General features: G+C 64.8%; 22 protein-coding genes, 1 tRNA gene and 1 pseudogene. 4 read left to right on the top strand and 20 right to left on the bottom strand.

All coding sequences use genetic code 11. The features are described 5' to 3' along the window. Positions 1–252: 252 nt before the first annotated feature. A tRNA-Ala gene (locus tag DEIPE_RS00115) sits at positions 253–327 on the bottom strand. Positions 328–459: 132 nt separating this feature from the next. Here DEIPE_RS00115 and DEIPE_RS00110 point away from each other — a divergent pair. Beyond that, positions 460–1767 (top strand): tRNA nucleotidyltransferase/poly(A) polymerase-related protein, encoded by a 1308-nt coding sequence (locus tag DEIPE_RS00110; protein WP_015233944.1) that lies wholly within the window; start codon positions 460–462, stop codon positions 1765–1767. Positions 1768–1795: 28 nt separating this feature from the next. Further along, a complete protein-coding gene (locus DEIPE_RS00105) occupies positions 1796–3286 on the top strand; it encodes a glycoside hydrolase family 13 protein (RefSeq protein WP_015233943.1) in 1491 nt (496 codons plus the stop codon). Between the two features lie 13 nt (positions 3287–3299). On the opposite strand, the gene DEIPE_RS24780 is transcribed toward DEIPE_RS00105, so the two are convergent. The 17 genes and pseudogenes from DEIPE_RS24780 to DEIPE_RS00030 all read right to left on the bottom strand — a co-directional run bounded on the left by DEIPE_RS24780 (position 3300) and on the right by DEIPE_RS00030 (position 22004). Further along, positions 3300–3740 (bottom strand): hypothetical protein, encoded by a 441-nt coding sequence (locus DEIPE_RS24780; RefSeq protein WP_245557654.1) that lies wholly within the window; start codon positions 3738–3740, stop codon positions 3300–3302. A 26-nt stretch (positions 3741–3766) separates the two neighbouring features. Then, a pseudogene (locus DEIPE_RS24775) lies at positions 3767–3976 on the bottom strand (class I SAM-dependent methyltransferase); the annotation flags it as partial. Next, positions 3940–4065 (bottom strand): hypothetical protein, encoded by a 126-nt coding sequence (locus DEIPE_RS25235; RefSeq protein WP_281167996.1) that lies wholly within the window; start codon positions 4063–4065, stop codon positions 3940–3942. The pseudogene DEIPE_RS24775 and the gene DEIPE_RS25235, both read right to left, overlap by 37 nt. A 105-nt stretch (positions 4066–4170) precedes the next feature. Then, on the bottom strand, positions 4171–5862 hold the full coding sequence (gene ilvD / locus DEIPE_RS00095; RefSeq protein ID WP_015233942.1) for a dihydroxy-acid dehydratase: 1692 nt from the start codon (positions 5860–5862) through the stop codon (positions 4171–4173). A 21-nt stretch (positions 5863–5883) separates the two neighbouring features. Then, positions 5884–6606, bottom strand: a complete 723-nt coding sequence (locus tag DEIPE_RS00090; protein WP_015233941.1) for a metallophosphoesterase family protein — start codon at positions 6604–6606, stop codon at positions 5884–5886. 1 nt (position 6607) lies between these two features. After that, complete coding sequence (locus DEIPE_RS00085) at positions 6608–6895, bottom strand: antibiotic biosynthesis monooxygenase family protein (RefSeq protein WP_015233940.1); 288 nt, start codon at positions 6893–6895, stop codon at positions 6608–6610. Beyond that, entirely contained in the window at positions 6892–8454 is a 1563-nt protein-coding gene (locus tag DEIPE_RS00080; protein ID WP_015233939.1) for a 2-isopropylmalate synthase, read from the bottom strand. Before DEIPE_RS00080 ends, DEIPE_RS00085 begins: the two co-directional genes overlap by 4 nt. A 124-nt stretch (positions 8455–8578) precedes the next feature. Next, positions 8579–9589, bottom strand: coding sequence for a ketol-acid reductoisomerase (gene ilvC / locus DEIPE_RS00075; protein WP_015233938.1), 1011 nt, complete (start codon positions 9587–9589; stop codon positions 8579–8581). Positions 9590–9677: 88 nt separating this feature from the next. Further along, entirely contained in the window at positions 9678–10244 is a 567-nt protein-coding gene (gene ilvN / locus DEIPE_RS00070) for an acetolactate synthase small subunit (protein WP_015233937.1), read from the bottom strand. Then, on the bottom strand, positions 10241–11899 hold the full coding sequence (ilvB, locus tag DEIPE_RS00065) for a biosynthetic-type acetolactate synthase large subunit (RefSeq protein WP_015233936.1): 1659 nt from the start codon (positions 11897–11899) through the stop codon (positions 10241–10243). Before ilvB ends, ilvN begins: the two co-directional genes overlap by 4 nt. A 315-nt stretch (positions 11900–12214) precedes the next feature. After that, entirely contained in the window at positions 12215–13276 is a 1062-nt protein-coding gene (gene leuB / locus DEIPE_RS00060) for a 3-isopropylmalate dehydrogenase (RefSeq protein WP_015233935.1), read from the bottom strand. Continuing rightward, positions 13273–13785, bottom strand: coding sequence for a 3-isopropylmalate dehydratase small subunit (locus DEIPE_RS00055; protein WP_015233934.1), 513 nt, complete (start codon positions 13783–13785; stop codon positions 13273–13275). The genes leuB and DEIPE_RS00055 overlap by 4 nt, the downstream gene beginning before the upstream one ends. Before the next feature lie 77 nt (positions 13786–13862). Continuing rightward, entirely contained in the window at positions 13863–15146 is a 1284-nt protein-coding gene (locus DEIPE_RS00050) for a 3-isopropylmalate dehydratase large subunit (protein ID WP_015233933.1), read from the bottom strand. Positions 15147–15390: 244 nt separating this feature from the next. Then, positions 15391–17172 carry a M3 family oligoendopeptidase gene (locus DEIPE_RS00045; RefSeq protein ID WP_015233932.1) on the bottom strand — a complete coding sequence of 594 codons (1782 nt, stop codon included), beginning with the start codon at positions 17170–17172 and terminating at the stop codon, positions 15391–15393. A 41-nt stretch (positions 17173–17213) separates the two neighbouring features. Next, on the bottom strand, positions 17214–18245 hold the full coding sequence (locus DEIPE_RS00040; protein ID WP_015233931.1) for a PIN/TRAM domain-containing protein: 1032 nt from the start codon (positions 18243–18245) through the stop codon (positions 17214–17216). A gap of 58 nt (positions 18246–18303) precedes the next feature. Then, entirely contained in the window at positions 18304–19641 is a 1338-nt protein-coding gene (radA, locus tag DEIPE_RS00035; protein WP_015233930.1) for a DNA repair protein RadA, read from the bottom strand. A 131-nt stretch (positions 19642–19772) separates the two neighbouring features. After that, a complete protein-coding gene (locus DEIPE_RS00030; RefSeq protein ID WP_015233929.1) occupies positions 19773–22004 on the bottom strand; it encodes an ATP-dependent Clp protease ATP-binding subunit in 2232 nt (743 codons plus the stop codon). Between the two features lie 637 nt (positions 22005–22641). On the opposite strand from DEIPE_RS00030, the gene DEIPE_RS00025 reads away from it, so the two are divergent. Next, entirely contained in the window at positions 22642–22893 is a 252-nt protein-coding gene (locus DEIPE_RS00025) for an NAD(P)H-dependent oxidoreductase subunit E (RefSeq protein ID WP_041230600.1), read from the top strand. A gap of 343 nt (positions 22894–23236) precedes the next feature. On the opposite strand, the gene DEIPE_RS00020 is transcribed toward DEIPE_RS00025, so the two are convergent. Beyond that, entirely contained in the window at positions 23237–23794 is a 558-nt protein-coding gene (locus DEIPE_RS00020) for an NUDIX hydrolase (RefSeq protein WP_015233928.1), read from the bottom strand. Then, positions 23791–24402 carry a MazG family protein gene (locus tag DEIPE_RS00015; protein WP_015233927.1) on the bottom strand — a complete coding sequence of 204 codons (612 nt, stop codon included), beginning with the start codon at positions 24400–24402 and terminating at the stop codon, positions 23791–23793. The genes DEIPE_RS00020 and DEIPE_RS00015 overlap by 4 nt, the downstream gene beginning before the upstream one ends. Before the next feature lie 106 nt (positions 24403–24508). Between DEIPE_RS00015 and DEIPE_RS00010 the strand changes: the two genes are divergently transcribed. Further along, positions 24509–25243, top strand: a complete 735-nt coding sequence (locus DEIPE_RS00010) for an SDR family oxidoreductase (RefSeq protein ID WP_015233926.1) — start codon at positions 24509–24511, stop codon at positions 25241–25243. Positions 25244–25711 lie beyond the last annotated feature (468 nt).

Genomic DNA, 25711 nt, shown 5'->3' with positions numbered 1-25711 from the left:
GACGCCCGGCCGGTACGGGCAAAATTCTTTCCGGCGCCTGCATACCGGGAGAGGGACGCGTCCTGAAGAGCACACGACCTGTTGCGCGGTTGCCGCTCATGCAAGCGCCGCCGACTGACCGGGTCGCCCGAACAGGACAGTCAAAAATATTCACGAAAACTCTTGTAGCAGTACGAATGGCGGTCAACGCAGAAATCCGGAGACCCCGAGTGTCTCCGGATTCCTAATTTCGCGTGTTGCGCACGCTTTTCCTGGTGGAGGCAAAGAGATTCGAACTCTTGACCCTCCGCTTGCAAAGCGGATGCTCTCCCGCTGAGCTATGCCCCCGTTGCGGGTGTGTACCTCGCGCTGAAACCTGGTCCGGCCTGGTGGCCATCTCCCCAGCGCGGAACGTAGCTTAGCAACTCGTCTTTCCCATGTCCAGAGGTTGCACTCGATCTGGGCCGTTAGCATGAAAAAATGCTGCGCCGCTTGAGCCTTCCCGACTTTCCACCGGACTCCCTGCTCGTCGGGGGAGCGGCCCGCGATCTGCTGCGCGGGGCCACGCCGAAAGATTTCGACTGGATGGCGCGCGACCCGCAGGTGGCGGCGAACGCATGGGCCCTGCGGACCGCTGGCAGCGCCTTTGCGCTCGATGAAGAGCGGTGCTACTGGCGCGTGTCGGCCAGCGGTGAGCAGCATGACTTCGTGCCGATGCCGGCAGACATTCTGGCCGACCTGGGTCGGCGTGATTTCACCGTGAACGCCATGGCCATCCGGCAGGACGGGGTGGTGACCGATCCTCACGGCGGGCGCCGGGACCTGCGCCGCAGGCAGCTGCGCATGGTCTCGCGGGAGAATCTGCGGGCCGATCCGCTCCGCCTGCTGCGCGCGGTTCGCCTCAGTGTGTCGCTGGGCTTCGCGCTGGAGCGGTCGACACACGAGGCAGTGGGGCAGCTGGCCCGTGAAGGGCTGCCCCGACCCGCCGCGGAGCGGGTGCGTGACGAGCTCGCCTCCCTGCTGCTCGCACCGGACGCGGCGCGTGGTGTGCTGCTGCTGGCCGAGCTGAACCTGCTCGAGCAGTACCTGCCCGAGTTGGCCGAGGGTTACGGTGTCGAGCAGCAGGGCTTTCACCACCTCGACGTGTTTCACCACAACGTCGAGGCGCTGCACCAGCTCATCACGCGCTTTCCGCAGCCCGGCCAGGACGGCTCGGATCTCGCGCTGCGCTGGGCGACCCTGCTGCACGACGTTGGAAAGCCCCGCACGGCGACCCCCGACCCGGAGCGTGGCTACACCCGCTTCTATGGCCATGACCGTGTGGGGGCCGAACTCACGCGAATGATGCTGGCCCGGCTCCGCCTGCCGGCCTCGCAGGTTGACCGCGCCACGCAGCTGGTCAAGGCTCACATGGTGCCCTTGCCGGGAAGCGAGCGTGAAGCGAGGCGCTTCGTGCATCGCCGCCGGGAGCTGCTGCCCGACCTGCTCAAGCTGATGCTGGCCGACCGTGAGGCAGGGCGCGGGCCGATGTCAAACGAGCGGACCCGCCACGCCTACAAGGCGGCCATGAGCCTGGTGCTGGAAGCCATGGAAGAACGTCCCCAGCCACTGCCACCGCTTCTGCGTGGAACCGAGGTGATGGAGCTGCTGAATATCCCGGCAGGGCCGCAGGTCGGTGAAGCGCTGCGCGCGGTTTCCGAAGCGCAGGCACTGGGTGACATCCAGAGCCCGGAGCAGGCCCGCACCTTTTTGCTGGGGTGGGTCAAAAGCCGCCCAGGCGAAGATTAAGCCTGTTTCATCTTGGTACACTGCTGCGGTGAGCAGCCACAAAAGTGCCGGGTCGGCGAATGAAAAGAACGTAATCCGTACTCCCGATTGGGTCAAGGACGCGGTGTTCTACCAGATTTTCCCGGACCGCTTTGCCTTCAGCGAGCGTTTGCCAAAGCCCGCGCACCTGCAGGCCTGGGGCGACAAGCCTCATCCCCACAAGTATCAGGGAGGTGACCTGCTGGGCGTAATCGAACGCCTCGACCACCTGGTCGATCTCGGTGTGAACGCCATTTATTTCTGCCCGGTGTTTCGTTCTGCCTCCAACCACCGCTATCACACCCACGATTACTTTCAGGTCGATCCGATGCTGGGAGGCAACGAGGCCCTGCGGGAACTCATTGACGCGGCGCATGCCCGTGGCCTCAAGGTGGTGCTCGATGGGGTGTTCAATCACGCGTCGCGTGGCTTCTTTCAGTTCAATGACATCCTCGAAAACGGCGAGCACAGCGCCTACCTCGACTGGTTTCACATCGAGCGCTTTCCGCTGCATCCTTACGAGGGAGAGCGGCCCGGCAACTACCAGGCGTGGTGGGGTAACCGGGCGCTGCCCAAGTTCAACACCGACACGCCCGCCGTGCGCGAATTTCTGTGGAGTGTCGCGACGTACTGGACCGAGTTCGGTATCGACGGCTGGCGCCTGGACGTTCCCAACGAGATCGACGATGACGAGTTCTGGCGTGAGTTTCGCCGGCGCGTCAGGGCCGTCAACCCCGAGGCCTACATCGTCGGAGAGATCTGGCACGACGCGCACCGCTGGCTGAGTGGCGACCAGTTCGACGCGGTCATGAACTATCTGTTCACCCGTCCTTGCCTGGCATTTTTCGGCGCGCACACCCTCGACCAGACCATGAACGAGGTGAGCGGCACGGGCATCGTGCATCCCATGAACGCCGCCGCGTTTGCCGAGCGCATGACACGGGTGGCCGCCATGTACCCCGACGAGATCACGCTGGCGCAGCTCAACCTGCTCGACTCGCACGACACCGCGCGCTTTCTGAACGCCGTCGGTGGCGACCATGGCGCGTTCCGGCTCGCGACCGTCTTCCAGATGACCTATGTCGGGGCCCCCTGCATCTACTACGGCGATGAGATTGGCCTGCCGGGTGGACCCGACCCGGATTGTCGCCGAGCCTTTCCCTGGGACACGCCCGACAGCTGGGACCTGGACACCCTTGAACTCGTGCGGCGCCTGGTGCGGGCCCGGCGGGCCAGCAAGGTGCTCACCCGGGGCCCTTTCGAGGTGATCAGTGCCTACGGGGAGACCCTGGCCTACCGGCGGGTGCTTTCCGGTCAGGCCGTGTACGTTCTGCTCAACGCCGACCGCAAGCGGCAGGTGGTGTATCTGGCCAGCCTGGTTCCCGGCTGGTACCGCGAGGTGCTGAGCGGGGCCAGGATACACCTGGGTGAACACCACACCTTCAGCGTCGAGCCGCGGCAGGGCATGGTCCTGGTGCCCATCGAGGAATGTCAGGACTGAGTGTTCCGGAGGATCAAGCCTGCCCCAGGGTTTGACGGCTCCAGGGTTTGACGGCCAGGATTCTCAGGCCGACGTAGTCGGCCGTCCATGAGGCGTCGTGGTACAGGCGTGGCCGCAGCTGCCGCTCCGCAGATTCGACGACCCGTTCCTGGGCTTCTTCACTCAGTCCGTCCAGCAGGCCCGCGCCGAACATCTTCAGCCACAGCCGCAGACCCTCCTCGCCGGGCAGCGGGGTAGGCCGCTCGAACAGCTGCGCGCGCACGACGCGCAACCCGGCGCGCTCCAGCACGTGCGCGTACTCGGCAATGCTGGGAAAGTACCAGGGGTTTTCCACCTCGGGAACGCCCAGATCAGCGCGGGCCCGAGAGGTGGCCTGCAGGATGCTCTCGATGTTGCCTTTGCCGCCGAATTCCGCGACAAAGCGGCCCCGGGCAACAGCGCGGCGCTGACGCATGATGCGGCCCCCTGCGCGTTCTTGACCCAGTGCAGGGCCGCATCGGAGAAGACCGCGTGCACACTGTCCTCAACGGCGAAGGTCGACGCGTCGGCCACGTCGAACTCCACCTCGGGAAATTGACCCCGCGCCCCCGCGATCATCTCGGGTGAGGAGTCCAGGCCGATCACCCGCGCGCACGACTGCGCGATCCTGGCGCTCAGTTCCCCCGTGCCGCATCCCAGGTCGATCGCCATCTCGTGCGCTGGGGGTCAAGCCAGTTCAGAATTCCGGCCTGCCAGACGAAGGCGTGACGCTCACGGTACAGTTCTGCATTCCAGGTCATGACCCTCCGGTGCTTCAACGTTCGGACGCTCGACACCCTCTGTCCCCGTGTAAATGGGGCAGCGCGGAGGAAGTGTTTCATTTCCTCCGCGCCGCTTGGGGTGACTCAGTCGGTGACGGCTCCTTGCGCGGCGCTGGAGACCACCTTGGCGTACTTGGCCAGCACGCCGCGGGTGTAGCGTGGCGCGGGTGGCGTCCACTCGGCGCGGCGACGGGCCAGCTCCTCGTCGTCCACGTGCAGGGTCAGCTCGCGGCCTTCGGCGTCCAGCGTGATCAGGTCACCTTCCTGCACCAGCGCGATGGGGCCGCCCACGTAGGCCTCGGGGGCGACGTGGCCTACGACCAGGCCGTAGGTGCCGCCGGAAAAGCGGCCGTCGGTGATCAGGCCGACCGTGTCGCCCAGGCCCTTGCCGATGATGGCGCTGGTGGGGGAGAGCATCTCGCGCATGCCGGGGCCGCCCTTGGGGCCTTCGTAGCGGATGACCACGATGTCGCCGGGCAGAATGCGGCTCTCCATGATGGCGCGCATGCAGTCTTCCTCAGAGTCGAACACTCGCGCGGGGCCGTGCATCTTGATGACCTTGAGCCCGCTGATCTTGGCGACGCTGCCCTCCGGCGCGAGGTTGCCGCGCAGCACGGCCAGGTGACCCTGGGCGTAGATCGGCGTCTCGATGGGCCGGATCACGTCCTGACCGGCGTCGGGCTGGTCGGGCACGTCCGCGAGGTTCTCGGCGACCGTGCGGCCGGTGACGGTGAGGCACTGTCCGTGGAGCAGGCCGGCACCGAGCAGCATCTTCATCACGCGCGGAATGCCGCCCACCACGTGCAGATCGGTCGCCACGTACTTGCCGCTGGGCTTGAGGTCACAGAAGACCGGCGTCTTCTCGCGGATCCGCTCGAAGTCGTCCAGGGTGAGGTCCACGCCGATGGCGTGCGCGATGGCCATCAGGTGCAGCACCGCGTTGGTGCTGCCGCCCACTGCCATGATGACGGTGATGGCGTTCTCGAAGGCCTCTTTGGTCAGGATGTCCTTCGGGCGGATGTCACGCTCCAGCAGCTTCATCAGCGCGCGCCCGGAGTCGGCGGCACTTTCGGCTTTTTCCAGGTCCTCGGCGGCCATGGTGCTGGAGTACGGCAGGCTCATGCCGATGGCTTCAAAAGCGCTCGACATGGTGTTGGCGGTGTACATGCCGCCGCACGACCCGTTGCCGGGACAGGCCTTGCGCTCGATCTGCTCGAAGGTCTCCCGGTCGATCTTGCCCGCCCCGTAGGAACCCACCGCCTCGAAGACACTCACGATCGTGAGGTCCTGTCCGTCGTGATGGCCCGGCTTGATGGTGCCGCCGTACACGAAGATCGCCGGGATGTTCAGCCGTGAAATACCGATCATGGCCCCGGGCATGTTCTTGTCGCAGCCGCCCACCACCAGCACGCCGTCGTGCGACTGGCCACGGCAGACGGTCTCGATGCTGTCCGCGATCACTTCACGGCTGACGAGGGAGCACTTCATGCCCTCGGTGCCCATGCTGATGCCGTCGGAAACCGTGATGGTCCCGAACACCTGTGGCATGCCGCCCGAAGACTTCACCGCGTCGATGATGTGGTCCGCCAGCGCACCCAGACCGTTGTTGCAGGGGGTGATGTTGCTCTGCGCGTGCGCCACGCCGATGATTGGCTTGCCGAAGTCGGCGTCGGTGAAACCCACGGCGCGCAACATGGCACGGTTCGGCGCGCGCTCGTCACCTTGTGTGACCACCTTGGAATTCCAGTTGAGCGCTTTGGTCTTGGTGTCCGTCATGTTCTCCTCTGATTGGTGTTGTCAGGACAAGAGGCCGGTGCGCAGCTGTCTCGCTTCCGCCCCGCCTTCGGGGTAATGCTCTTCGATCCAGCGTGCGGCGCTGTCCCAGTCATACTGTAGGCGGCGAAATGAGACGTTCCAGAAGCCCGCACGTTTTTCGAGCAGCACCCAGCGGGCTGCCGGATCGCCGTGCATCTGCCGCGAGACACTGCCTGCGTTGATGAAGGTCACGCCGTGCTGTGAGCTGAGGTGCTCCCGGTGGGTATGACCGACGACCACGACCCGCGTGCCCGGAAAGGCTTGGGCGCGTGCGAGCAGCTCGTCCGGATTGGCAAGACGGGACGGCTTGCCGCCCATGCCTGCCGTGAACATGAGGGGCTCCCAGGCACTGGTCAGGCTGCCGTGTGCGAGCAGTACCTCCCCATCTGCCAGAGTCTGCGTCAGCGGCAGGCCCGAGAGGTAAGAAATCGATTCGGGTGGGAGTTGTCCACGCAGCCACTCGACCTGCGAGCGGGCGTTGTCAAGGTCGTTCAGGTCAGCGGTGTACATGTCTTCGGTGTTGCCGCGCACCTCGGTCGCCTTCAGTTCTCGCTGCAACGCGTACGCGCCCGCCGGGTCTGCGCTGCCGAAGACCTGATCGCCCAGATTGGCGATCAGGTCGGGCGACTGTGCACGCAAATCCTCCAGCACGGCCTCCAGCGCGAAGCGGTTGCCGTGCACGTCGCTGATGACCGCGATTCTCACGTCAGTACACCTGGGCAAAGTGCTCGACGTACGCGCCTTCCATCAGGTGCCCCCAGACTGCGCGCCAACGCGGAAAGCGGTCGGACTCCCGGAAGTTCACGTTGTGCGCCTCAACACTCTCCCACCACACGAACAACGTGAACACGTCGGGCCGCTCGATGCCGCGGTGCAGCTCGTGCCGGATATATCCCGGCGTGCTGGCCAGAACCGGGAAGGCGTCGGGCATCACGCGAACGTACTCGTCGGCGTTGCCGCTCCTCAGGGTGATGGTCGCGACTTCCAGGATCACGGCGTCTCCGCCACGAGTGCGTTTTTGGACCTGGCCTGCCCGGCGACGATCTGGTTGATGGCGTGCAGCCAGGCACGCGCGCTCGCCTCGACCACGTCGGTCGCCAGACCAATGCCGGCCACGCTGACCCCGCCGTAGCGCGCGCTGACGCTCACCTCGCCGAGCGCTTCGCTGCCACGGGTCACCGACTGGATGCGGTACGTCTCGAGGTTCAGGGTGATCTCGGTGGCCTGCGTGATGGCATTGAAGGCCGCGGCGACCGGACCGTCACCCGTCGCGGCGACCTCGCGCATGCCGTCGGGTGTGTTGAGCCGCACTGTCGCCACGGGCGTGACGTGCGTGCCGCTCAGCACCTGCAGGCTGTCGAGCGTAAAGGCCTGGGCAATGTCCGCTCCGGCGTCCACCAGGGCGCGCAGGTCGTCGGCGTAGATCTGGCCCTTGCGGTCGGCGAGTTCCTTGAAGCGCGTGAACAGCACGTTCAGCGCTTCCTCGTTGAGGCCGTGGTCGGCGGTGCCGCCTGTCACGTAGCCCAGGTCGGCGAGGGCCTTGCGAAAGGCGGCGCGCCCGCTGTGCTTGCCCATCACCATCACGGCCGCTTCGCGCCCCACGAGTTCGGCGTTCATGATCTCGTAGGTTTCCTTGTGCTTCAGCACGCCGTCCTGGTGGATGCCGCTTTCGTGCGCGAAGGCGTTGTCCCCCACGATGGCCTTGTTGGGCGGCACCGGCATGCCGGTCAGGCGCGACACCATGCGGCTCACCCGGTAGATCTCACGGGTATGGATGCCGGTTTCGGCCCTGTAGTGGTCACGGCGCGTATGAATCGCCATCACGACCTCTTCGAGCGAGGTATTTCCGGCGCGCTCACCAATGCCGTTGAGGGTGCACTCGATCTGCGTGGCCCCGTTCTCGACTGCCGCGAGCGAATTGGCGGTCGCCATGCCCAGGTCGTCGTGGCAGTGCGTCGAGATGGCCACGTTACGGCCCATCACGATCTCGTCGCGCACCCGCGCGATCAGCGCGCCGTACTCCTGCGGGGTGCCGTATCCCACCGTGTCGGGAATGTTGATGACGGTCGCGCCCGCCTCGATGGCCGCGCGGTAGAGCTGAATGACAAAGTCGAAGTCGGCGCGCATGACGTCCTGCCCACTGAACTCCACGTCGTCGGTGTACTGGCGGGCCAGCTTGACGGCGCGCACCGAGCTTTCCAGCACTTCCTCGGGCGTCTTGCGCAGCATGTGCTCGATCTGCACCTTGCTCGCCGAGGTGAAGACGTGAATGCGCGACCGGGGGGCGGTCTCGAGCGCCTGCGCCGCACGCTCGATGTCTGCGCGGGCAGTGCGCGCGAGCGCCGCGATGGTGGGGCCGCGCACCTCACGCGCGATGCGCGAGACGCACTCGAAGTCACCGTCGCTGGTGATGGGGAAGCCGGACTCGATGATGTCCACGCCCAGACGGGCCAGGGCGTGGGCGATCTCGATTTTCTGGGCGTGGTTGAGCGCCACGCCGGGGCTCTGTTCGCCGTCGCGCAGGGTGGTGTCGAAGATCTGTATTCGTCGCATGCGTGGAACTCCTGTCCAGTGGGCCTGTCCCGTGAGAAAGGGGCGTGGGTCGCGGGCCGCTTTCAGCGTGGAAGTCGTTCGGTGGTGAGGTTCAGGCGCCCGTCGCGCGTCCGTTGGTGATTCATCAGACTTCCAGTTCTTTTTTCTCGATGAACGGCATCATGTCGCGCAGCTGCTTGCCCACCACCTCGAGCGGATGCTCGTTCATCTCGCCGCGCCAGCGCTTCATGTTGGGATAACCCTCTTCGGTCTCGGACACGAAGTCACGGGCGAACTCACCGCTCTGGATGCGGGCGAGCACTTCGCGCATGGTGTCCTTGGTCTGCGCGGTGATGATCTTGGGGCCGGTCACGTAGTCACCGTACTCGGCGGTGTTGCTGATCGAGTGGCGCATGCCGGCGAAGCCCTTCTCGTAGATCAGGTCCACGATGAGCTTCACCTCGTGCAGCGTCTCGAAGTAAGCGATTTCGGGCTGATACCCGGCCTCGATCAGGGTCTCGAAGCCCGCCTGGATCAGGTGCGTCATGCCGCCGCACAGCACGCTCTGCTCGCCGAAGAGGTCGGTCTCGGTTTCTTCCTTGAAGGTGGTTTCCAGCACCCCGGCACGGGTGCCGCCGATGCCCTTGGCGTATGCCAGCGCCACGTCGCGGGCGTTGCCGCTGGCGTCCTGGTGGATCGCGAAGATGCTGGGCATCCCGGCGCCTTCCACGTAGACCCGGCGCAGCATGTGGCCGGGGCCTTTCGGGGCGACCAGGAACACGTCGACGTTCTCGGGCGGTGTGATGCGCCCGAAGTGCACGTTGAAGCCGTGACCAAAGGCCAGGGCCTTGCCCTCGCTGAGGTTCGGGGCAATGCTCTCCTCGTACACGCGCGGCTGGTGCTCGTCGGGAATCAGGATCATCACGACGTCGGCTTCACGGGTCGCGTCCTCGATGCTGGCGACGCGCAGCCCGGCGTGCAGCGCCTTGGGGCGGCTGGGGCTACCCTCGCGCAGGCCGACCACCACGTCGAGCCCGCTGTCGCGCAGGTTCTGCGCGTGCGCGTGGGCCTGCGAGCCGTATCCGATGATCGCGATGGTCTTCTCGGCGAGGGTGTGGAGGTTGACGTCGGCGTCGTAGTACATTTTTGCGGGCATGGTGGTTCCTTTCGAATTGCTGAGATGGGCAAGAGGCAATTTTGATTGCGCAAAGGGAGGGGAGAGTCCCTGCGCTGCCGGCTCACCGCTAACGGCGAGTCACAACCGGTTCCAGCGCCTGACTGGGCCCCTCGGAATACACATGGCCCGGGATGTCGGCGTTGCTGCCGCGGGTGAGGGCCACGCGTCCGGTGCGCATGGTCTCCAGGATGCCAAAGGGGCGCATCTGTTCGATGAAGGCGGTGATCTTGCCCTCGTCGCCGGTGACCTCGAACATCAGGGCGTGCCGGCCCACGTCGACGATGCGCGCGCGGAAGTCGTCGGCAATGTGACGCACCTCGACGCGGTCCTCGCTGGAGTTGATGCGGACCTTGACCAGCACCAGCTCGCGGTCCACGAACTTTTCCTGTGCGTGGTCCACCACCCGCAGCACGTCCTGCAGCTTTTCCAGCTGCCGGATGGCGTTCTCGACGACGCTGCGGTCTCCCTGCACCACCAGCGTCATGCGGCTCACGCCGGGCACCTCGGTCGTGCCGACGCTGAGGCTGCGAATGTTGTAGCCGCGCCGTCCGATCAGGCTGGCAACACGCGTCAGGACCCGTGGCTCGTCGCGCACGATCAGCGAGAGCAGAAACTCCGAAGCGGGCGCGGTCATTGCGACACGCCTTCCGGGGCTTTCTCGACCATCTCGTCGAGCGCCGCGCCCGACGGAACCATCGGAAAGACACCATGTTCCTGGGGCACCACGCACTCCAGCAGGGCGGGACCGTCAAAGTCGAGCCAGCTGTCGATGGCGCCGGGCAGTTCCTGCTCGTTCCCGGCGCGCCAGCCTTTGATGTTGTAGGCGTCCGCCAGCTTGATGAAGTCCGGGTTGCTTTCGCCGAGGTACACCTCGCTGTAGCGCTTGCCGTGAAACATCTCCTGCCACTGGCGCACCATGCCGAGGTAGTTGTTGTTGATGACCGCGATCTTGACCGGGATGTCGTAGCGGGTCAGGGTCGCCAGTTCCTGCGCGGTCATCTGAAAGCCGCCGTCTCCGGCAATCACGATCGAGCGGACCTGCGGCTCTGCGAGTGCCGCGCCCAGGGCTGCCGGAAAGCCAAAGCCCATGGTCCCCAGGCCGCCCGAGGTCAGCCAGCGGCGCGGCTTCTCGAAACGCGCGAGTTGCGCGGCGAGCATCTGGTGCTGCCCCACGTCGGTCGAGAGGATGTCGTCGGGACGCAGTCGGGCGCAAATGGCGTGAATGGCGTAACCGGCGCTCCAGCGGTCGTGCACGATGACACGCGCCTTCCACTCGCGCAGCTGCGCTTCCCACTCGGGGTGCGACAGGGGTTCGGCGCGTTCGGTCAGGCGGCGCGCGCTCGCGCCCGCGTCGCCGCGCACCGGCACGTGGGCGCGGATGATCTTGCTGATCTCGGCAGCGTCAATGTCGACGTGGATGATGTGGGCGCCCGGCGCGAAGCCCGCCACCCGGCCCGTCACCCGGTCGTCGAAGCGCAGGCCCATGGCGACCAGCACGTCGGCGTCCTGAATGGCGCGGTTGGCGGCCACGCTGCCGTGCATGCCGGGCATGCCCAGCCACAGGGGATCGGACGCCGGAAACACACCCAGACCCATCAGGGTGGTGATGGTCGGGATGTTCCAGGCCCGCGCGAAGGCGGTGATGTCCTCGGCCGACCCCTGCGCGCCGCCGCCTACCATCAGCACCGGCCTCTTGGCACCGCGCAGGGCGTCCAGGGCGGTCTCGATGGCCTGCGCCGAGGGTTCGGGGGCCAGAAAGTCGGCCTGCGGGCCCGGAATCTCGCCATGAAAGGCTTCGAGCTGCACGTCCTTGGGAATGTCGATCAGGACCGGTCCCGGCCTTCCGCCTTGTGCCATGCGAATGGCTTCGGCGACCACTCCGGGCAGTTCTGCCGCGCTGCGCACCAGGTAGTTGTGCTTGGTAATGGGCAGCGTGATCCCGGTGATGTCGGCTTCCTGAAACGCGTCCGTGCCGATCAGGTGGCGGGGCACCTGGCCGGTGATGGCCAGCACGGGTACGCTGTCGAGCATCGCGTCGGCGAGGCCGGTCACCAGATTCGTCGCGCCCGGCCCGCTGGTGGCGAGACACACGCCAAGGCGACCGGTCGCCTTGGCCCAGCCTTCGGCGGCGTGCGCGGCCCCCTGCTCGTGGCGGGTCAGGATGTGGCGGATGTCGGGGTAGGCGGTCAGGGCGTCATAGACCGGCATGATCGCGCCGCCCGGATATCCGAAGACCGTGGTGAGGTCGTGGGCCAGCAGGGTCGCCCAGAGGGCTTCGGCGCCGTTCATGGGCGCACCCGTGCGCCTGGCCGTAAAGCAGCGCGCCACTGGGCTTGACTGAGCCAGTGGCGCGTGAGGACGTAAAAGGACACCTGCGCCCGTTCGCCGTGTTGGTGTTGTGCTGCCCCTTGCCCCATATCAGTTCCTCCTGAAAGACGAACCCCGCAACCGGTGGTTGCGGGGGCTCGAGTTCACGCGTGCGCGCTTAGCGTCGAGGTCCCCCGCTGCTAAGTACAAGAACACGAATGTCGCGCACGTGAATCATTGCACCCACCTTATGCGCTCTCCAGAAAGACGGTCAAGGACCCGTGTAGACAGGACGCCTTACACCTCGACCGAGGTTCCCACCAGTGCTTCGAGCACGCGCGCGGTAAATTCCTCGGTGTTCGCGCTGCCGCCCAGGTCACGCGTGGGATTCGAGCGCAGGGCGGTGTTCACGGCATTGTCAATGCGGTTGGCGAGCCCCGGCCGCCCCAGGCTGTGGCGCAGCATCATGCCTGCCGAAAGGATCGCCGCCGCCGGGTTGGCCACGCCCTGGCCGGCAATGTCGGGCGCACTGCCGTGAATGGGCTCAAAGAGCCCCGGACCGTCACCCAGGCTGGCCGAGGGCATCAGGCCCAAAGAGCCCGGAATGACCGCCGCGAGGTCCGACAGGATGTCCCCGAAGAGGTTCTCGGTCACGATGACGTCGTAGCGCGCCGGGTCGGTGACGATCAGCATGGCGGCGCTGTCGACGTACTCGTGACGCAGGCCCACGTCACGGTAGTGCGCGCTCCGCACGCCCGTGACGGTCTCGCGCCACAGCTCGCTGACTTCCAGCACGTTGGCCTTGTCCACGCTGGTCACGTGCCCGCGCCGCTGCTGCGCGGCCCAGAACGCGACCTTGGCCACCCGCTCGATCTCCGCTTTCGAGTAGCGCATGGTGTTGAAGGCTTCCTCTTCGCGCTTCTCGCGGCCCCCGTCGAAGTAGATTCCACCGAGCAGCTCGCGCACGATCAGGATGTCCACGCCACGAGCGCGCTCCGGACGCAGCGGAGAGAGGTGCTCAAGGCCGCTCAGTACCCGCACGGGACGCAGATTGGCAAAGGCCCCGAGGCTTTTGCGCAGTGCCAGCAGGCCCATCTCGGGGCGCATGGCGCGCGGCAGGCCTTCCCATTTGGGTCCACCGACCGTGCCGAGCAGCACGGCGTCGCTGCGCTTCGCGGCCGCCTCGACCTCAGCAGGAAAAGGCGAGCCCGAGGCGTCCACCGCGGCGCCGCCGATGGGCAGCTCCTCGATACGAACGTCGGGCAGCACCTCGCGCAGCACCGTGACGGCGGCCTGGGTGACTTCGGGTCCGATGCCGTCGCCGGGCAGCACCACCACGTGGGGAACTTTGTTTATCATGCGCCTGCCTCCTGAAGTGCGTTACGTTGCTCCTGCTCGCGCATGTATTCTAACCAGCCTCCGGCTTTCTGTACGTCCAGCGCGAACTGCGGCACCGGCACAAAGGTCAGGGCCTCACCGGTGCGTTTGTTGGTGATGGTGCCTCCCTGAAGGTCGAGGTCGGCCTCGTCGCCGTCCTGAAAGGCTTGGGTGACGCGTTCGCATTCGAGCGCTAGAAAGCCGTTGTTGATGGCATTGCGGTAAAAGATCCGCGCGAAGTTCGGGGCGATCACCGCGCCCACGCCCGCACCTCGCAAGGCCCAGACGGCGTGTTCGCGTGAGGAGCCACATCCGAAGTCGGCGCCCGCCACGACGATGTCGCCACTCTCGACGCGCCGTACGAAATCCTTGTCGTAGTCTTCCATGGCAAATTTGGCCAGCTCGGCTTCCACGTCCGTGGTGAGGTGACGGGCCGGAATGATCTCGTCGGTGTTGATGTGGTCGCGTCCGAAGACATGTACCTTGGGCATTACCTTCCTCCTGAAGGGGGCGCGTCCACAGCAGGGCACGGCCAGGTGAAGCGCTGATGCGTGTTTCGCGTACAGGGTCAGTCGGCCGCGCCTGCCGCCAGGAAATCGCGCGGGTCGCTGATAAAGCCGTTCACGGCGCTCGCGGCCACTGTCGCGGGTGAAGCGAGGTAAATCTCGGCGCTGGGGTCACCCATACGGCCCACGAAGTTGCGGTTGCTGCTGGAGATGCACACGTCACCCGGCCCCAGCACGCCCGAGTGCATCCCCAGGCAGGCTCCACATGAGGGATAGCTGACACTCGCCCCGGCGTCCACGAAAATTTCCATCAGGCCTTCCTGGGCCGCCTGCTTCCAGATTGCCTGCGTGGCGGGCACGACGATCATCTGCACGCCGTCGGCAATTTTGCGGTCACGCAGGATGTTTGCCACTTCCCGCAGGTCGCTGATACGTCCGTTGGTGCAGCTACCCACATAAGCGTGTGTCACGGCGATCTTGTCGCTTCCGGCCACCCTGCCGTTGCTGGGAATGTGCGGGTAAGCGACGGTCGGCTCCACCTTCGAGGCGTCGACGTCGATTACGACCTTATAGTGCGCGTCGGGGTCGCTCGTGAACTCGGTGTATTGGTCCGGCGTGACTCCGCGCGCCGCGAGGTAATCGCGCGTCACGTCATCCACGGCCACGATGCCGGTCTTTCCCCCCGCTTCGATGGCCATGTTGGTCAGCGTGAAACGACCTTCCATGTCCATGCGGTCGATGGTGTCACCCACCCACTCCATCACCATGTAGTTCGCGCCGTCGGCGCCGATGCGCTTGATGACTTCCAGCACGATGTCCTTGGGCGTCGTGCCGGGCTGCATCTCGCCCGTGACGCGAATCAGCATCGTTTCCGGCACCTTGAACCACACTTTGCCCGCGTAGATCGCGCCCGCCAGGTCGGTGCTGCCGACGCCGGTAGCAAACGCCCCCAGCGCGCCCGCGTTGCAAGTGTGGCTGTCGCCGCTGACCAGCGTCTCACCGGGCTTGATCAAACCGGTGTTTTCCAGCACGACGTGCGCGATTCCCCCGCGGCCCACGTCGAAGAAATGCCGGATACCGTTTTCGTGCACCCAGCTTTTGAGCTTCTGGTACATCTTGGCCGCCTTGATGTTCATGGCAGGCACGCTGTGGTCGGGCACCGCGACGATCCGCTCGGGATCGAAGACCCGGTTCATACCGCGCTCTTCGAGCATGCGCAGGGCGGCGGGCGTGGTGATTTCGTGGCACAGCACCCAGCTGGTGCTGACTTCCAGCAGCTGACCCGGCACGACCGAATCGTGTCCGCTGTTGGCTGCCAGTATCTTTTCTGCGATGGTCATCCCCATAAAGCCTCCGGATTGTGGGCGAGTTCAGGTGATTATCAAGTCTTTCAAGTGAAAACCCCCGGACCTGTCTGGTTCGGGGGTCATGAAGCGAGGCTGGGTCAGCTCGCCGCCCCCAGCCAAAGAAGCACCGGCGCGCCGGTCTTCGAAGGGTGCAGGGTGTGGGGCATTGCGGCCATGCTAGACGTTGGCCGGAGGAGCGCGCAAGGAGCAAACGCTCGTTTGCGTAGGCAGGTGGCCTTGTGATTCAGACCGGCGCCCCCAGGGCGATGCGCTCGTATTCATCGATGTTGGCGCGAATGACGTTCAGGCTGCCGGTCCAGAACGCCTTACTGCGCGTGTCGATGCCGAATCGGGCAGCGAGCGTGGCTGCGTCGGCCAGGCCGGTCGCCGACAGCAGTTCGTCGTAGCCTTCACGGAACTGGTCCGGCCGCTGCTGGTACTGCGCGTAGAGTCCCAGCCCGAACAGGAGCCCGAACGTGTACGGATAGTTGTAGTAACTCAGACCACCGCTGTAGTAATGCCCCTTGACGGCCCACATGTACGGGTGCAGTTCGCCTGACAGCCCATCACCGTATGTGGCGCGCTGTGCCTGCAACATCAGCTCGCTGAGTTCCTGCGGCGCGAGGTCGCGTCCTTCACGCGCTTCGAAGACACTCCTCTCGAACAAAAAGCGCGAGTGGATGTCCACCACCACCTGTGCGTGACCCTGCAGCTGCGTTTCGAGGATGTAGAGTTTCTCTGCACCCCGCGCGCCTTGCAAAGCCGCATTGACGGCAATCGTTTCGCAGAAGATGCTGGCCGTTTCGGCGAGGGTCATCGGCGTGGATTTCTGCAGGGGAGTGCGCTCTTTCAGACACAGGTTGTGGTAGGCGTGACCCAGTTCGTGCGCCAGGGTACTGACCGAGTCGAGGTCGGGGCGGTAATTGAGCAGAATGCGGCTTTCACCGGGACGCCAGCCCATGCAGAAGGCGCCGTCGCGCTTGCCGCCGGCGGGCGGCACGTCCATCCAGTCCTCGCGAAAGGCACGCACCGCGAAGTCGGCCAGCTTGTCGCTGTACGAACGAAACTGCGACTCGATGAATTCCTGGGCTTCCTCGTAGCTCCAGCTTTTGCTGGTCTGGCCGACTGGCGCGAAGAGATCATAAAAGGCCAGTTCGGTGTTTCCCAGCAGGCGCGCTTTGGCACGAAAATACCGGCGGAAGTCGGGCAGGCTGGCCACCACCGCTGCTTGCATGGCGGAGAGGGTCTGGCGGTCAATGCTGTTTTGCAGCAGGGTCGGTTCAACCGAGTCGGGCCAGTTGCGACGCCGGTTGATCACGTTGACCTGTCCCTTGATGCCGTTGAGCGCTGCCGCGAGCGGAATCTCGACGCGCTCCCATGCGGCCAGTTCGGCGTTGTACGCCTCACGGCGCACTGCACGGTCCTCGCTGGACGCAAGATTGCGAATGGCCGACATGGGCAATTCTTCACCCCGAAACGGCACCGTCAGCTGGCTGGTGATGTTGCCGTGCAGCTTGGCCCAGGCAGTGGCGCCCGAGAGGTTGAGCAGGCTGGCGAGTTCCTCTTCACCCCCGCTCATCTGGTGTTGCGCGTAGGTCACCGCCTTGCGCAGCGGGAATTCGTGGGCGCGCGCCAGTTCGCTTTCTGCGAGGACGCTCTCGAGTCCTGCACCGAGGCTGCCCACCCAGGCCTGAAAACGGGTGTTGAGCTGTCCCAGCATCACCGTTTTGGTGGCCAGTTCGCTCTGGCGGGCCTGTGCCAGCGCATTTTTTGCGTCGGTGGTGACAAAGGCCTGAATGAACGCGCTCACGCCCTGCAAACGTTGCGAAAGCCCGTTCAGGTCGGTCAGCACCGTTTCCAGCGCGGCCCTGGGGTCTTGCACCTGCCCACCGGCGCGCACATCGAGTTCGTCGAACGTTCGGGCCAGCGCACTGATTTCTTCGATTACCGCGTCGAACGCCAGTTGAAATTCGGTGGACGAGAGGGAAGGAAAGAGCGAGCTGGTGTTCCAACGCGGAAGGGTCATTGGAGCAGTCTACCAGTGCCCCGGGTAGGTGAAATGACGTATCAGGAGGCGGTTTCGACTTCGGGCCGGGCAAAGATCATGCGCCCCACACTGGTCTGGACGTTGCTGAGCACCATCACCCGGATGCTTCTGCCCTTGAAGCGCAGACCGTCCTCGACAACGATCATGGTGCCGTCATCGAGGTAACCCACCCCTTGCCCCGACTGCTGACCGGACTTGGTGACGGTGATGTGGAGTGATTCACCCGGAGCGAGTTTGGGGCGCAGGGCCAGCGCGACCTCGTGAATGCTCAGCACCCGCAGGCCGTACAGACTGGCCACCTTGCTGAGGTTGGAATCGTTCGAAACCAGTTTGGCGCCAATCTCACGCGTAAAGCGGATCAGCTTGTCATCGACGCTGAGGCCCCCATCGACATCCCATTCATGTACGTGCAGCTGCGCCAGCCCACGCAGCTCTTCGAGAACGCCCAGCCCCCGCTTGCCCCGTGCCCGACGCTGAGGATCGGCGTGATCGGCGAGAAACTGCAACTCGCGCAGTACAAACGAAGGAACCAGCAGTTCGCCTTCCAGAAAGCCGCTGCGCGCCAGTTCCAGCACGCGTCCGTCGATGATGACGTTCGTGTCGAGGACTTTGGCGCCACTGCGGCGCTTCGGAGCGTCATTCCAGGAAAGGGCGCCGAAGGCTGCCGCGTTCTGCAGTGCAAAATACATGAAAAAGACTGCCAGGCCGATGGTGACCAGGATGTTGATGTACCACGAGTAAAACGGCGCACGCGCCAGCAGGTTGCTCAGCAGCACTCCCAGCAGCAGCGCAGTGACGAGGCCAGCGGTCGCGGCCGACACCCGCCGTGGATCGAGTCGGGTCAGCCAGGTGCTGAGCTCGCCGGTCCAGGCTCCCACCCGGCGTTCGATGCGGGGGCCGAGCAAAAAGGCCAGAAGAAGGCCAGCCACCATCAGAAAGATGGTGTTGGTCAGCGCGCTGGGGTCCGAGCCCAGGGCGAAGCGTGCCAGAAGCTGCCCTGCTCCATACCCCAGGAGCAGACCCACAAACAGGAACGACACGCGCAGCGACATCAGTCTCTGAGTTTACATGACCACGCGAGCCAGTTCCGCACAGGCTGCACGTGGTACCTCAAGCCGGGCTCCACAGGAACTTGAGGGCGTCCTCGACGCTGCTCACACCTCGTCCCTGAACACCGGGCGGCACGATCTGCCGGGAGTATCCGGCCCGGCTGGCTTCTTCGGCGCGGCGCAGGGCGCTCACAACCGTGCGGACCTCGCCCGCGAGGCCGACTTCCCCGAAGACTGCCACGTCGGCGGGCAGCGCCTTGCCGACCACGGCGCTGTAGACCGCCAGGGCCACGGCGAGGTCCAGACCAGGATCGGGAACCTTGAGGCCCCCTGCGAGGTTCACGAATACGTCCAGACCGCCCAGCGTCAGATCCAGGCGCCGCTCGAGCACGGCCAGCACCACGTCCACCCGGCGTGGGTCGAGACCGACCACCACCCGCCGGGGATTGGGAAAGGGCGTCTTGGCGCACAGCGCCTGCACTTCGAGCAGCAGCGGGCGGTGCCCGTCCATCGTGGCGGCCACCACGCTTCCGGGCGCACCCACGGGGCGCTCGGCCAGGAAAGCAGCAGAAGGATTGTCGACCGCTACCAGACCCGCTTCGCGCATTTCGAAGACGCCCAGCTCTCCGGCCTGTCCGAAGCGGTTCTTGACGCTGCGCAGCAGACGGTACTGCCCGACCGACTCCAGGAACACTGTGGTGTCGACGATATGCTCCATCACCTTGGGTCCGGCCACCGTGCCTTCTTTGGTGACGTGACCGACCAGCACGGTCGCCGTGCCGCTCTCCTTGGCCGCGCGCGTCAGCATCGACGTGGCCTCGCGTACCTGGGCGACACCGCCGGGAGCGCCGTCACCCTCGATCTGCACGGTCTGAATCGAATCCACGATGCACAGTGCCGGTTTATGCTCGGCCATCAAGGCGCTGACGTGCTCGGCGCGCGTGTCGCGGGTCAGCTGAATCTCGCCTTTCACCCCCAGCCGGTCGGCGCGCAGCCGAATCTGCTCCAGGCTCTCCTCGCCGGCGACGTACAGCACGCTCCGGCCACTCAGCGCGAGCGCGTCGGCCACCTGCAGCAGCAGCGTGGATTTCCCGATGCCTGGTTCGCCGCCGATCAGGATCACGCCTCCCGCGACCAGCCCGCCGCCCAGCACCCGGTCAAGCTCACCGATACCGCTGGAGATGCGTGGCTCCTCACGCCGCCCCACATTTGACAGTGCGGTGAGCTTGCCGCCCTTGACCCCGCCATAAGCGCCGCCCAGCGCCGCACCCTTGCCGGGCAGTGCCACGGCGACTTCCTCGAAGGAATTCCAGGCCTGGCAGTTCGGACAGCGGCCCAGTGGCTTGGCGGCCTGATAGCTGCAGGACGCGCACTCGTATTTGCTGAGAACTTTAGCCACGTCTGGACCGCGCGGCGCTGGGCGCCAGGAAGGAGGGAAAGGCCACGTTCATTCTGTCTGTATCATAACGCACGAGGCGAAAGGCAAGTGCCGGACCTGTCACGCTTGGGGTCCGGCACTTGCCGAGTTGTTCAGGCCAGAATTTGTGGTGGTGCCGCCTTGCCTCGCTCGAAGCGCAGCTTGTCCTGTCCGAGCAACACGCGCACCTCGGTGCCTTCGTGGCCGCTGACGAGTTCCAGCGCCAGCGGATCTTCGATTTCCTCGCGAACCAGCGTGCGCAACTGGCGGCTGGAGCCAATCGCGTGCTTGGCGCTGCGGGCACGCAGTTTGCCTACCAGCCATTTGGCGATGGCAGGGTCAAAGCTGACCTGCAGGTCACGGTGAGCGAGCTCGTCGCGCATTTCCTCGATCAGTTGCGCCGCGACCCGCACCAGCTCTTCCTCGCCGAGAGACTTGAAGCGGATCACGTCGTCAAGGCGGTCGAGGAATTCGGGCGTGAAGATCTGGCGCAGCGGCTGGGTGTCCTCGATTTGCACCGGGGAGAAGCCGAGGCCGGGGCCGGTGTTGAAGCCGGTGTTCGAGGTCATGATGAGAATGGTGCGGCGGAAATCCACTGTGCGCCCGAGTCCGTCGGTGAGGCGGCCGTCGTCGAGCACCTGCAGGAAGGTGTTGTACACGTCGGGGTGTGCCTTCTCGATTTCGTCGAGCAGGATCACGCTGAAAGGCTGACGGCGTACCGCTTCGGTCAGGCGGCCACCCTGTTCGTACCCGACGTAACCAGGAGGGCTCCCGATCAGCTTGGAAACACTGTGCGACTCCTGGAACTCGCTCATGTCGATGCGGATGAGGGCCCGCTCGGAACCGAACAGTGAACGCGCCAGCGCTTTGGCGAGGTGGGTCTTGCCAACCCCGCTGGGTCCCACGAACAGAAAGCTCGCAGAGACGCGGGTGCGGCCGCCCAGACCGACGCGCGCACGCCGCAGGGCGCTCGACAGTGCCTTGATGGCGTCGGGCTGCCCGTACACCTGATCGGTGAGCGAATCTTCGAGGTCACCCAGCTTCTCGGCGCTTTCCTCAGCGTAGATGCCGCCCATCGAGTTGATGACGCTTTCGATGTCATCGCGTGACACGAAGGGTTCGCCAGTGTCGTCCTCGGACACGGTCACGCCGAGGCTGAGGTTGAGCCGCACACGACTGGCCGCTTCGTCGATCAGGTCGATGGCCTTGTCGGGAAAATTGCGTCCGGGCAAGGCCCGCTCGCCGATGCGTACCGCCAGTTCCAGCGCCGCATCGGGGATCAGCACGCCGTGGTGCTCCTCGTAGCGTCCTCGCAGACCACGCAGAATCTGCAGTGTTTCACTGGGCGAAGGCTCCAGCACGATCACCGGCTGGAAGCGCCGCTCTAGCGCGGCGTCCTTTTCGATGTAGCGGTGGTACTCGCCCGTGGTCGTCGCACCGATGACCTGAATCTCGCCGCGTGAAAGGGCTGGCTTGAGGATGTTCGCGGCGTCGAGGGTGCCTTCGGCCCCGCCCGCCCCGACCAGAGTGTGCAGCTCGTCAATAAAGGCGATCACCTTGGCGTTGCGCAGCTCCTCGATGATCTGACGCAGGCGTTCCTCGAATTCACCACGGTACTTGGTACCGGCCACCACACCGGAAAGGTCCAGGCTGACCAGACGCGCGCCGTGCAGGTTGGGCGGCACGCGTTTCTCGTGAATGGCGAGCGCCAGACCCTCGACGATGGCGGTTTTTCCGACGCCGGGATCGCCGATCAAGACTGGGTTGTTCTTGGTGCGGCGTGAAAGGATCTGCGTGACACGCCGGATTTCCTCGGCGCGTCCGATGACCGGATCGAGCTTGCCTTCACGGGCCTGCTTGGTCAGGTCGCGCCCGTATTCATCCAGAAAAGGGGTGTGCACCGGTTTCTGCGATTTGGGGTCGCTGTGCGCCAGAATGCGCCAGCGGATGGTGTCCACGTCCTTGGTGAGGTCCTGCAGGATACGGTACGCCACGCCGTCGCCTTCGCGGATGATGCCCAGCAGGATGTGCTCGGTGCTGGTCACCTGGGCGCCCAGGCTGCGTGCCTCGGCGGACGCGAGCTCCATGACACGGCGTGCCCGTGGGGTGATGGCCGGCGCGTCGTTGAGGCGCGAGCCCTCGCCGCGGCCGATAATTTCCTCGACGCGTCGGCGCAGGCCTTCGAGCGTCGCTCCGAATTCGCCGAGAATCTGTGCTGCCGTACCCGCTTCACGCATCAATCCCAGCAGCAGGTGCTCCGGTCCGACCATGGCGTGGCCGAGGCGGTTTCCCTCTTCGCGGGCATAGTGAAACACGAGCCGTGCGCGGTCGTCGTATCGATTCATGAGGGCCTCCCGCACGGAAAAGTCCGGTTCTGCGGGGCGTGCGCCCCGGTGTCGGTCAAGAGATTCATCGGAAATTCCCGATACTGCACAAAGACGTTTGTTTCGAAAAGCGGCAGGCCGCTTGTGTCCACGCTGCTGTGACCATACGCAATCCCCCGAGTCGCTTCGCTTGACGCCCCGTAACGCTGCGCGAAAGGGCGAGGTGAGCACGGCGACAGTTCTGGAAGCCGAACAGGTTTGCAGAACGTTTGAACCGAGATGTCGCTCACTTCAGTGTACTCTACGCGTCCAAATGCCCACTCAGAGAGTGCGCAATTACGTTTTCTGCTTCCAGCAGAAAGTGCGACCCCCGGCGTGCGGCGCACGGATGGATCCTGGACGGTCGAGGAAGAAGTCGACACCATACTTCACGATCAGGCACCGGTCGTGACGGCCGATGAGCCGTGCATGAACGCATTAAGATGGCGAGGATGTCCGTGTCTGCCTTTCTTCTCGGTCACCCCCGCCAACACGACCAACACAGGGTTTGTCTCCCTGGCCGCTCTCCCATCACGCAACCTTGTGAGACACGTCTGCGCGAGCCCAGAATTCTCGAGGATCATTTTTCCATGAGTCTCGAACGCGGGAAGATCCGGGCGTGAGCGTTCACCGTATCGAGATCTGTACTGACGGCCTCGACCACGAAACCCGCGAGCAACTGCTCGAGGTGGTCTGGAGCGAACTGCGCATTTCTCCGGGCATGGTATCGGCGGACGGGAACTTCGAACTGCTGCTGTCGCGCTGTGCCGAAGGGCAGGAAGAAGCGCCGTTGGTCAAGCTCAACGGGGCACTTTTCGTGCGTGTCACGCCGGATCGGCTCGCCGACCTGATCCGCCGCCGTCGCCGCTGATGAACACTGCAAGTGAGCACTCGGGATGCGCCCTCGGCGGTGAGGGTATGGGAGGCCCAAGATTCAAAGGCCAGCACGACATTGTGGCTGATCCGCACGCGTTATTACACTGATTGCAGCGCGACTCGCCCGACCGCGTAGCACCCGGGGCACGCGGTCAGGTCTGGTGCGTTCGGGAAAAATCATGTACGGGTTCAAGGTAGATCACGTCGTTGGATTGCGTCGGTGTACTGATGTCAGCCGCCGGAGACCAGGCGATGGCCAAAGCCATTGCCCTTTTCGGACAGTGGGCTGCCGCTGACGGTTCAGGTCGCTCGAAACGGGCATTTTTATCGCCTGGATTTCAGGACACGCCGCTTTGCACGATGTCGTGCAGGATGCGCGCGGTCATTCCCCAGATGTCATGGCCCTGCCAAGGGTAGCGGTACAGGAGATGACGTTCGCCGGAAGGTAAAACCCGCTCTTCCTCGATGGGGATCAGGGCGCGCAGTTCGCTCAGTCTCGGCTCGAGGATGCGCGCCACTTCGCCGCTCGAACGGTAGGCGTAACCCGAGGGGATGCGCGCCAGAAACGGGGTGACGTGAAAGCCGATCGGGGTGAAGGCGTCGTCCAGCTGGCCCACGACCTCAACGTCGGCGGAGTGCAGTCCCACTTCTTCCCAGGCTTCGCGCAGGGCCGCGTCGAGTGGCGACTCACCCGTTTCAAGGCGGCCGCCCGGAAAACTGATCTGACCCCGGTGGGTGGGCAACTCCGAGGAGCGCACGGTCAGCAGTACCCGGGGATCGGTTTCTCGAGTCAGGGCGACCAGCACGGCGGCCTGCCGGTATTTTGGAAGCGAGAGCGATTGTCGTTCACGACTTCCCAGCCAGGCGCGCCACGGATCGGGCAGCACGTCGTTCACGGGAGCGCTCCGGCACGGTGGGCACGCAGGGCGACTTCGGCGTCGACACCACATGACCGCGCCCAGGACACGACCGACGCGAGCAGTTCACCGAACCCCGCTTCGGATTCCTCGATTCTTTCCACCAATCGGTGAAGCTCCGAGCGGCCCGCGGGCTCGCGCTGAGGCAAGGCGTTCTGCAGGGCAGTTTCTCGCGCCAGTGCGCCCAGGCTGGCGGGAATCTCCTCGTGGGGGAGGCGCTCTCGCCCCGAGCGCTCTTGGCGTTTGATTTCCTGCCAGTTGCGCATGACTTCCTCGGTTCCCTGAACCGGTACCCCCGCGAAGACGTGCGGATGACGACGAATCAGCTTCTGCACGATGGCGTCCTCGATATCGGCGTACTCAAAGCGTCCTTCCTCCTCGCCGATCACCGCGTGAAAGGCCACCTGAAGCAGGACATCTCCGAGTTCGCCGATGGTGTCCTCGTCGTTGTGGCGCGAAATCGCGTCGACCGCTTCGGCCGCTTCCTCCAGCAGGTACGGGCGCAGGCTGAGGTGCGTCTGCTCCCGGTCCCAGGGACAGCCGTCGGGAGCTCGCAGTTGCCGCAAGGTCTTCAAGAGCTGCTTCATGCGCTCATGGTAATGACCTGGGAGTCAGGACGGGAACGCGCCGCGTCACTTGAGCAAGCGTTGAGGGAAATGCTGCGCGTCGTGGCGCGCGTTTTAGCGTGGACGCATGCCAAACGAGGAAGCCGAGATGCAGAACCGCAATGCGCGAAGGAGCGCCTTTATCACCGGGGGGAGCAAGGGAATCGGCCTCGCCGTGGCGCAGGCACTCGTGCGCGAGGGGTACGGGGTGACCATCACCGCCCGCCACGCCGGTGAGGTGGAGGAAGCGGCGCGTGGTCTGGGCGAGGCCGCGCTGGGCATCCCGTGCGACGTGCGGGACTTTGAAGCCGTACAGGAGGCCGTCCGCAAGCACACCGAGCGTTTTGGAGGGCTGGATGTTCTGTTCGCCAACGCAGGACTGGGCCATTTTGCGCCGGTGCAGGATCTGAGCGTCGAACAGTGGCGCGACGTGATCGACACCAACCTGACCGGTGTGTTTTACAGCGTGAAAGCGTGCGTGGACGAACTGACCAAGACGAAGGGGTACATCATCACCCTGTCGAGCCTTGCCGGCAAGAATCCTTTCGCAGGCGGAGCGGCCTATAACGCCAGCAAATTCGGACTCAACGGCCTGAGTGAGGCCATGATGCTCGATGTGCGTCCGCTGGGCATCAAGGTCACGCAGATCATGCCAGGCTCAGTCGCGACCTATTTCAACGGGCACACCCCTGACCAGGATCAGGATGCCTGGAAGATTCAGCCCGAAGACCTGGCTCAGATTGTCGTGGACCTGTTGCAACTGCCAGCCCGGACTTTGCCGAGTCGGATCGAGGTCCGCCCGGCGCAGCCCAAACGTGGTTGAATCGCCTCCGTCCGCCGGGAGGCAACGCTCTTGATCGACCGTTCAGAGACCAAGAATCAGGCTAACCGAAAGAAAGAATGACTCATCGAAACGTGTCGAATACGCATGACGCTCATACGCTCGGAACGTAAACTGATCTTGGTTATGGACGACCTCAAGAAAGCCCTTTCCGCGTTGCGCGAAGCGCTTGAGCGTTTGCTCGGTGCCAAGCCGCAGCCTGTTCCGGTGCCCGTTCCGGTGCGCCGCCGCCGCTGATTCCCAGCCCTACCCGTATGGAACTTTGCGCTGGCCGAAAGGCCAGCGTTTTCGTGCGCCAGCGTTTTTTCGCAACGGACCAGGAGATCTTTGTTGGTCAGGTGGTGGGGGATTCTCCGCCCAGCAGGGTTGACCTCACCCTTACAAGGGCCGCGTTCGCCCGCGCCGTGCCTCCCGAGCGCAAGTGCGCTATCCTGTCCTGGTGCACGGTTT

Source organism: Deinococcus peraridilitoris DSM 19664 (genome assembly GCF_000317835.1).
GTDB lineage: Bacteria > Deinococcota > Deinococci > Deinococcales > Deinococcaceae > Deinococcus_A > Deinococcus_A peraridilitoris.
This window is presented reverse-complemented; position numbering and strand designations above follow the sequence as displayed.

Excerpts from the sequence above, each read along its gene's own strand:
- DEIPE_RS00110 (WP_015233944.1), top strand. The coding sequence starts at position 460 with ATGCTGCGCCGCTTGAGCCTTCCCGACTTTCCACCGGACTCCCTGCTC.
- DEIPE_RS24780 (WP_245557654.1), bottom strand. The coding sequence starts at position 3,740 with ATGCGTCAGCGCCGCGCTGTTGCCCGGGGCCGCTTTGTCGCGGAATTC.
- DEIPE_RS25235 (WP_281167996.1), bottom strand. The coding sequence starts at position 4,065 with ATGACCTGGAATGCAGAACTGTACCGTGAGCGTCACGCCTTCGTCTGG.
- ilvD (WP_015233942.1), bottom strand. The coding sequence starts at position 5,862 with ATGACGGACACCAAGACCAAAGCGCTCAACTGGAATTCCAAGGTGGTC.
- DEIPE_RS00080 (WP_015233939.1), bottom strand. The coding sequence starts at position 8,454 with ATGCGACGAATACAGATCTTCGACACCACCCTGCGCGACGGCGAACAG.
- ilvC (WP_015233938.1), bottom strand. The coding sequence starts at position 9,589 with ATGCCCGCAAAAATGTACTACGACGCCGACGTCAACCTCCACACCCTC.
- ilvN (WP_015233937.1), bottom strand. The coding sequence starts at position 10,244 with ATGACCGCGCCCGCTTCGGAGTTTCTGCTCTCGCTGATCGTGCGCGAC.
- ilvB (WP_015233936.1), bottom strand. The coding sequence starts at position 11,899 with ATGAACGGCGCCGAAGCCCTCTGGGCGACCCTGCTGGCCCACGACCTC.
- leuB (WP_015233935.1), bottom strand. The coding sequence starts at position 13,276 with ATGATAAACAAAGTTCCCCACGTGGTGGTGCTGCCCGGCGACGGCATC.
- DEIPE_RS00055 (WP_015233934.1), bottom strand. The coding sequence starts at position 13,785 with ATGCCCAAGGTACATGTCTTCGGACGCGACCACATCAACACCGACGAG.
- DEIPE_RS00050 (WP_015233933.1), bottom strand. The coding sequence starts at position 15,146 with ATGGGGATGACCATCGCAGAAAAGATACTGGCAGCCAACAGCGGACAC.
- DEIPE_RS00045 (WP_015233932.1), bottom strand. The coding sequence starts at position 17,172 with ATGACCCTTCCGCGTTGGAACACCAGCTCGCTCTTTCCTTCCCTCTCG.
- DEIPE_RS00040 (WP_015233931.1), bottom strand. The coding sequence starts at position 18,245 with ATGTCGCTGCGCGTGTCGTTCCTGTTTGTGGGTCTGCTCCTGGGGTAT.
- DEIPE_RS00030 (WP_015233929.1), bottom strand. The coding sequence starts at position 22,004 with ATGAATCGATACGACGACCGCGCACGGCTCGTGTTTCACTATGCCCGC.
- DEIPE_RS00015 (WP_015233927.1), bottom strand. The coding sequence starts at position 24,402 with ATGAAGCAGCTCTTGAAGACCTTGCGGCAACTGCGAGCTCCCGACGGC.
- DEIPE_RS00010 (WP_015233926.1), top strand. The coding sequence starts at position 24,509 with ATGCCAAACGAGGAAGCCGAGATGCAGAACCGCAATGCGCGAAGGAGC.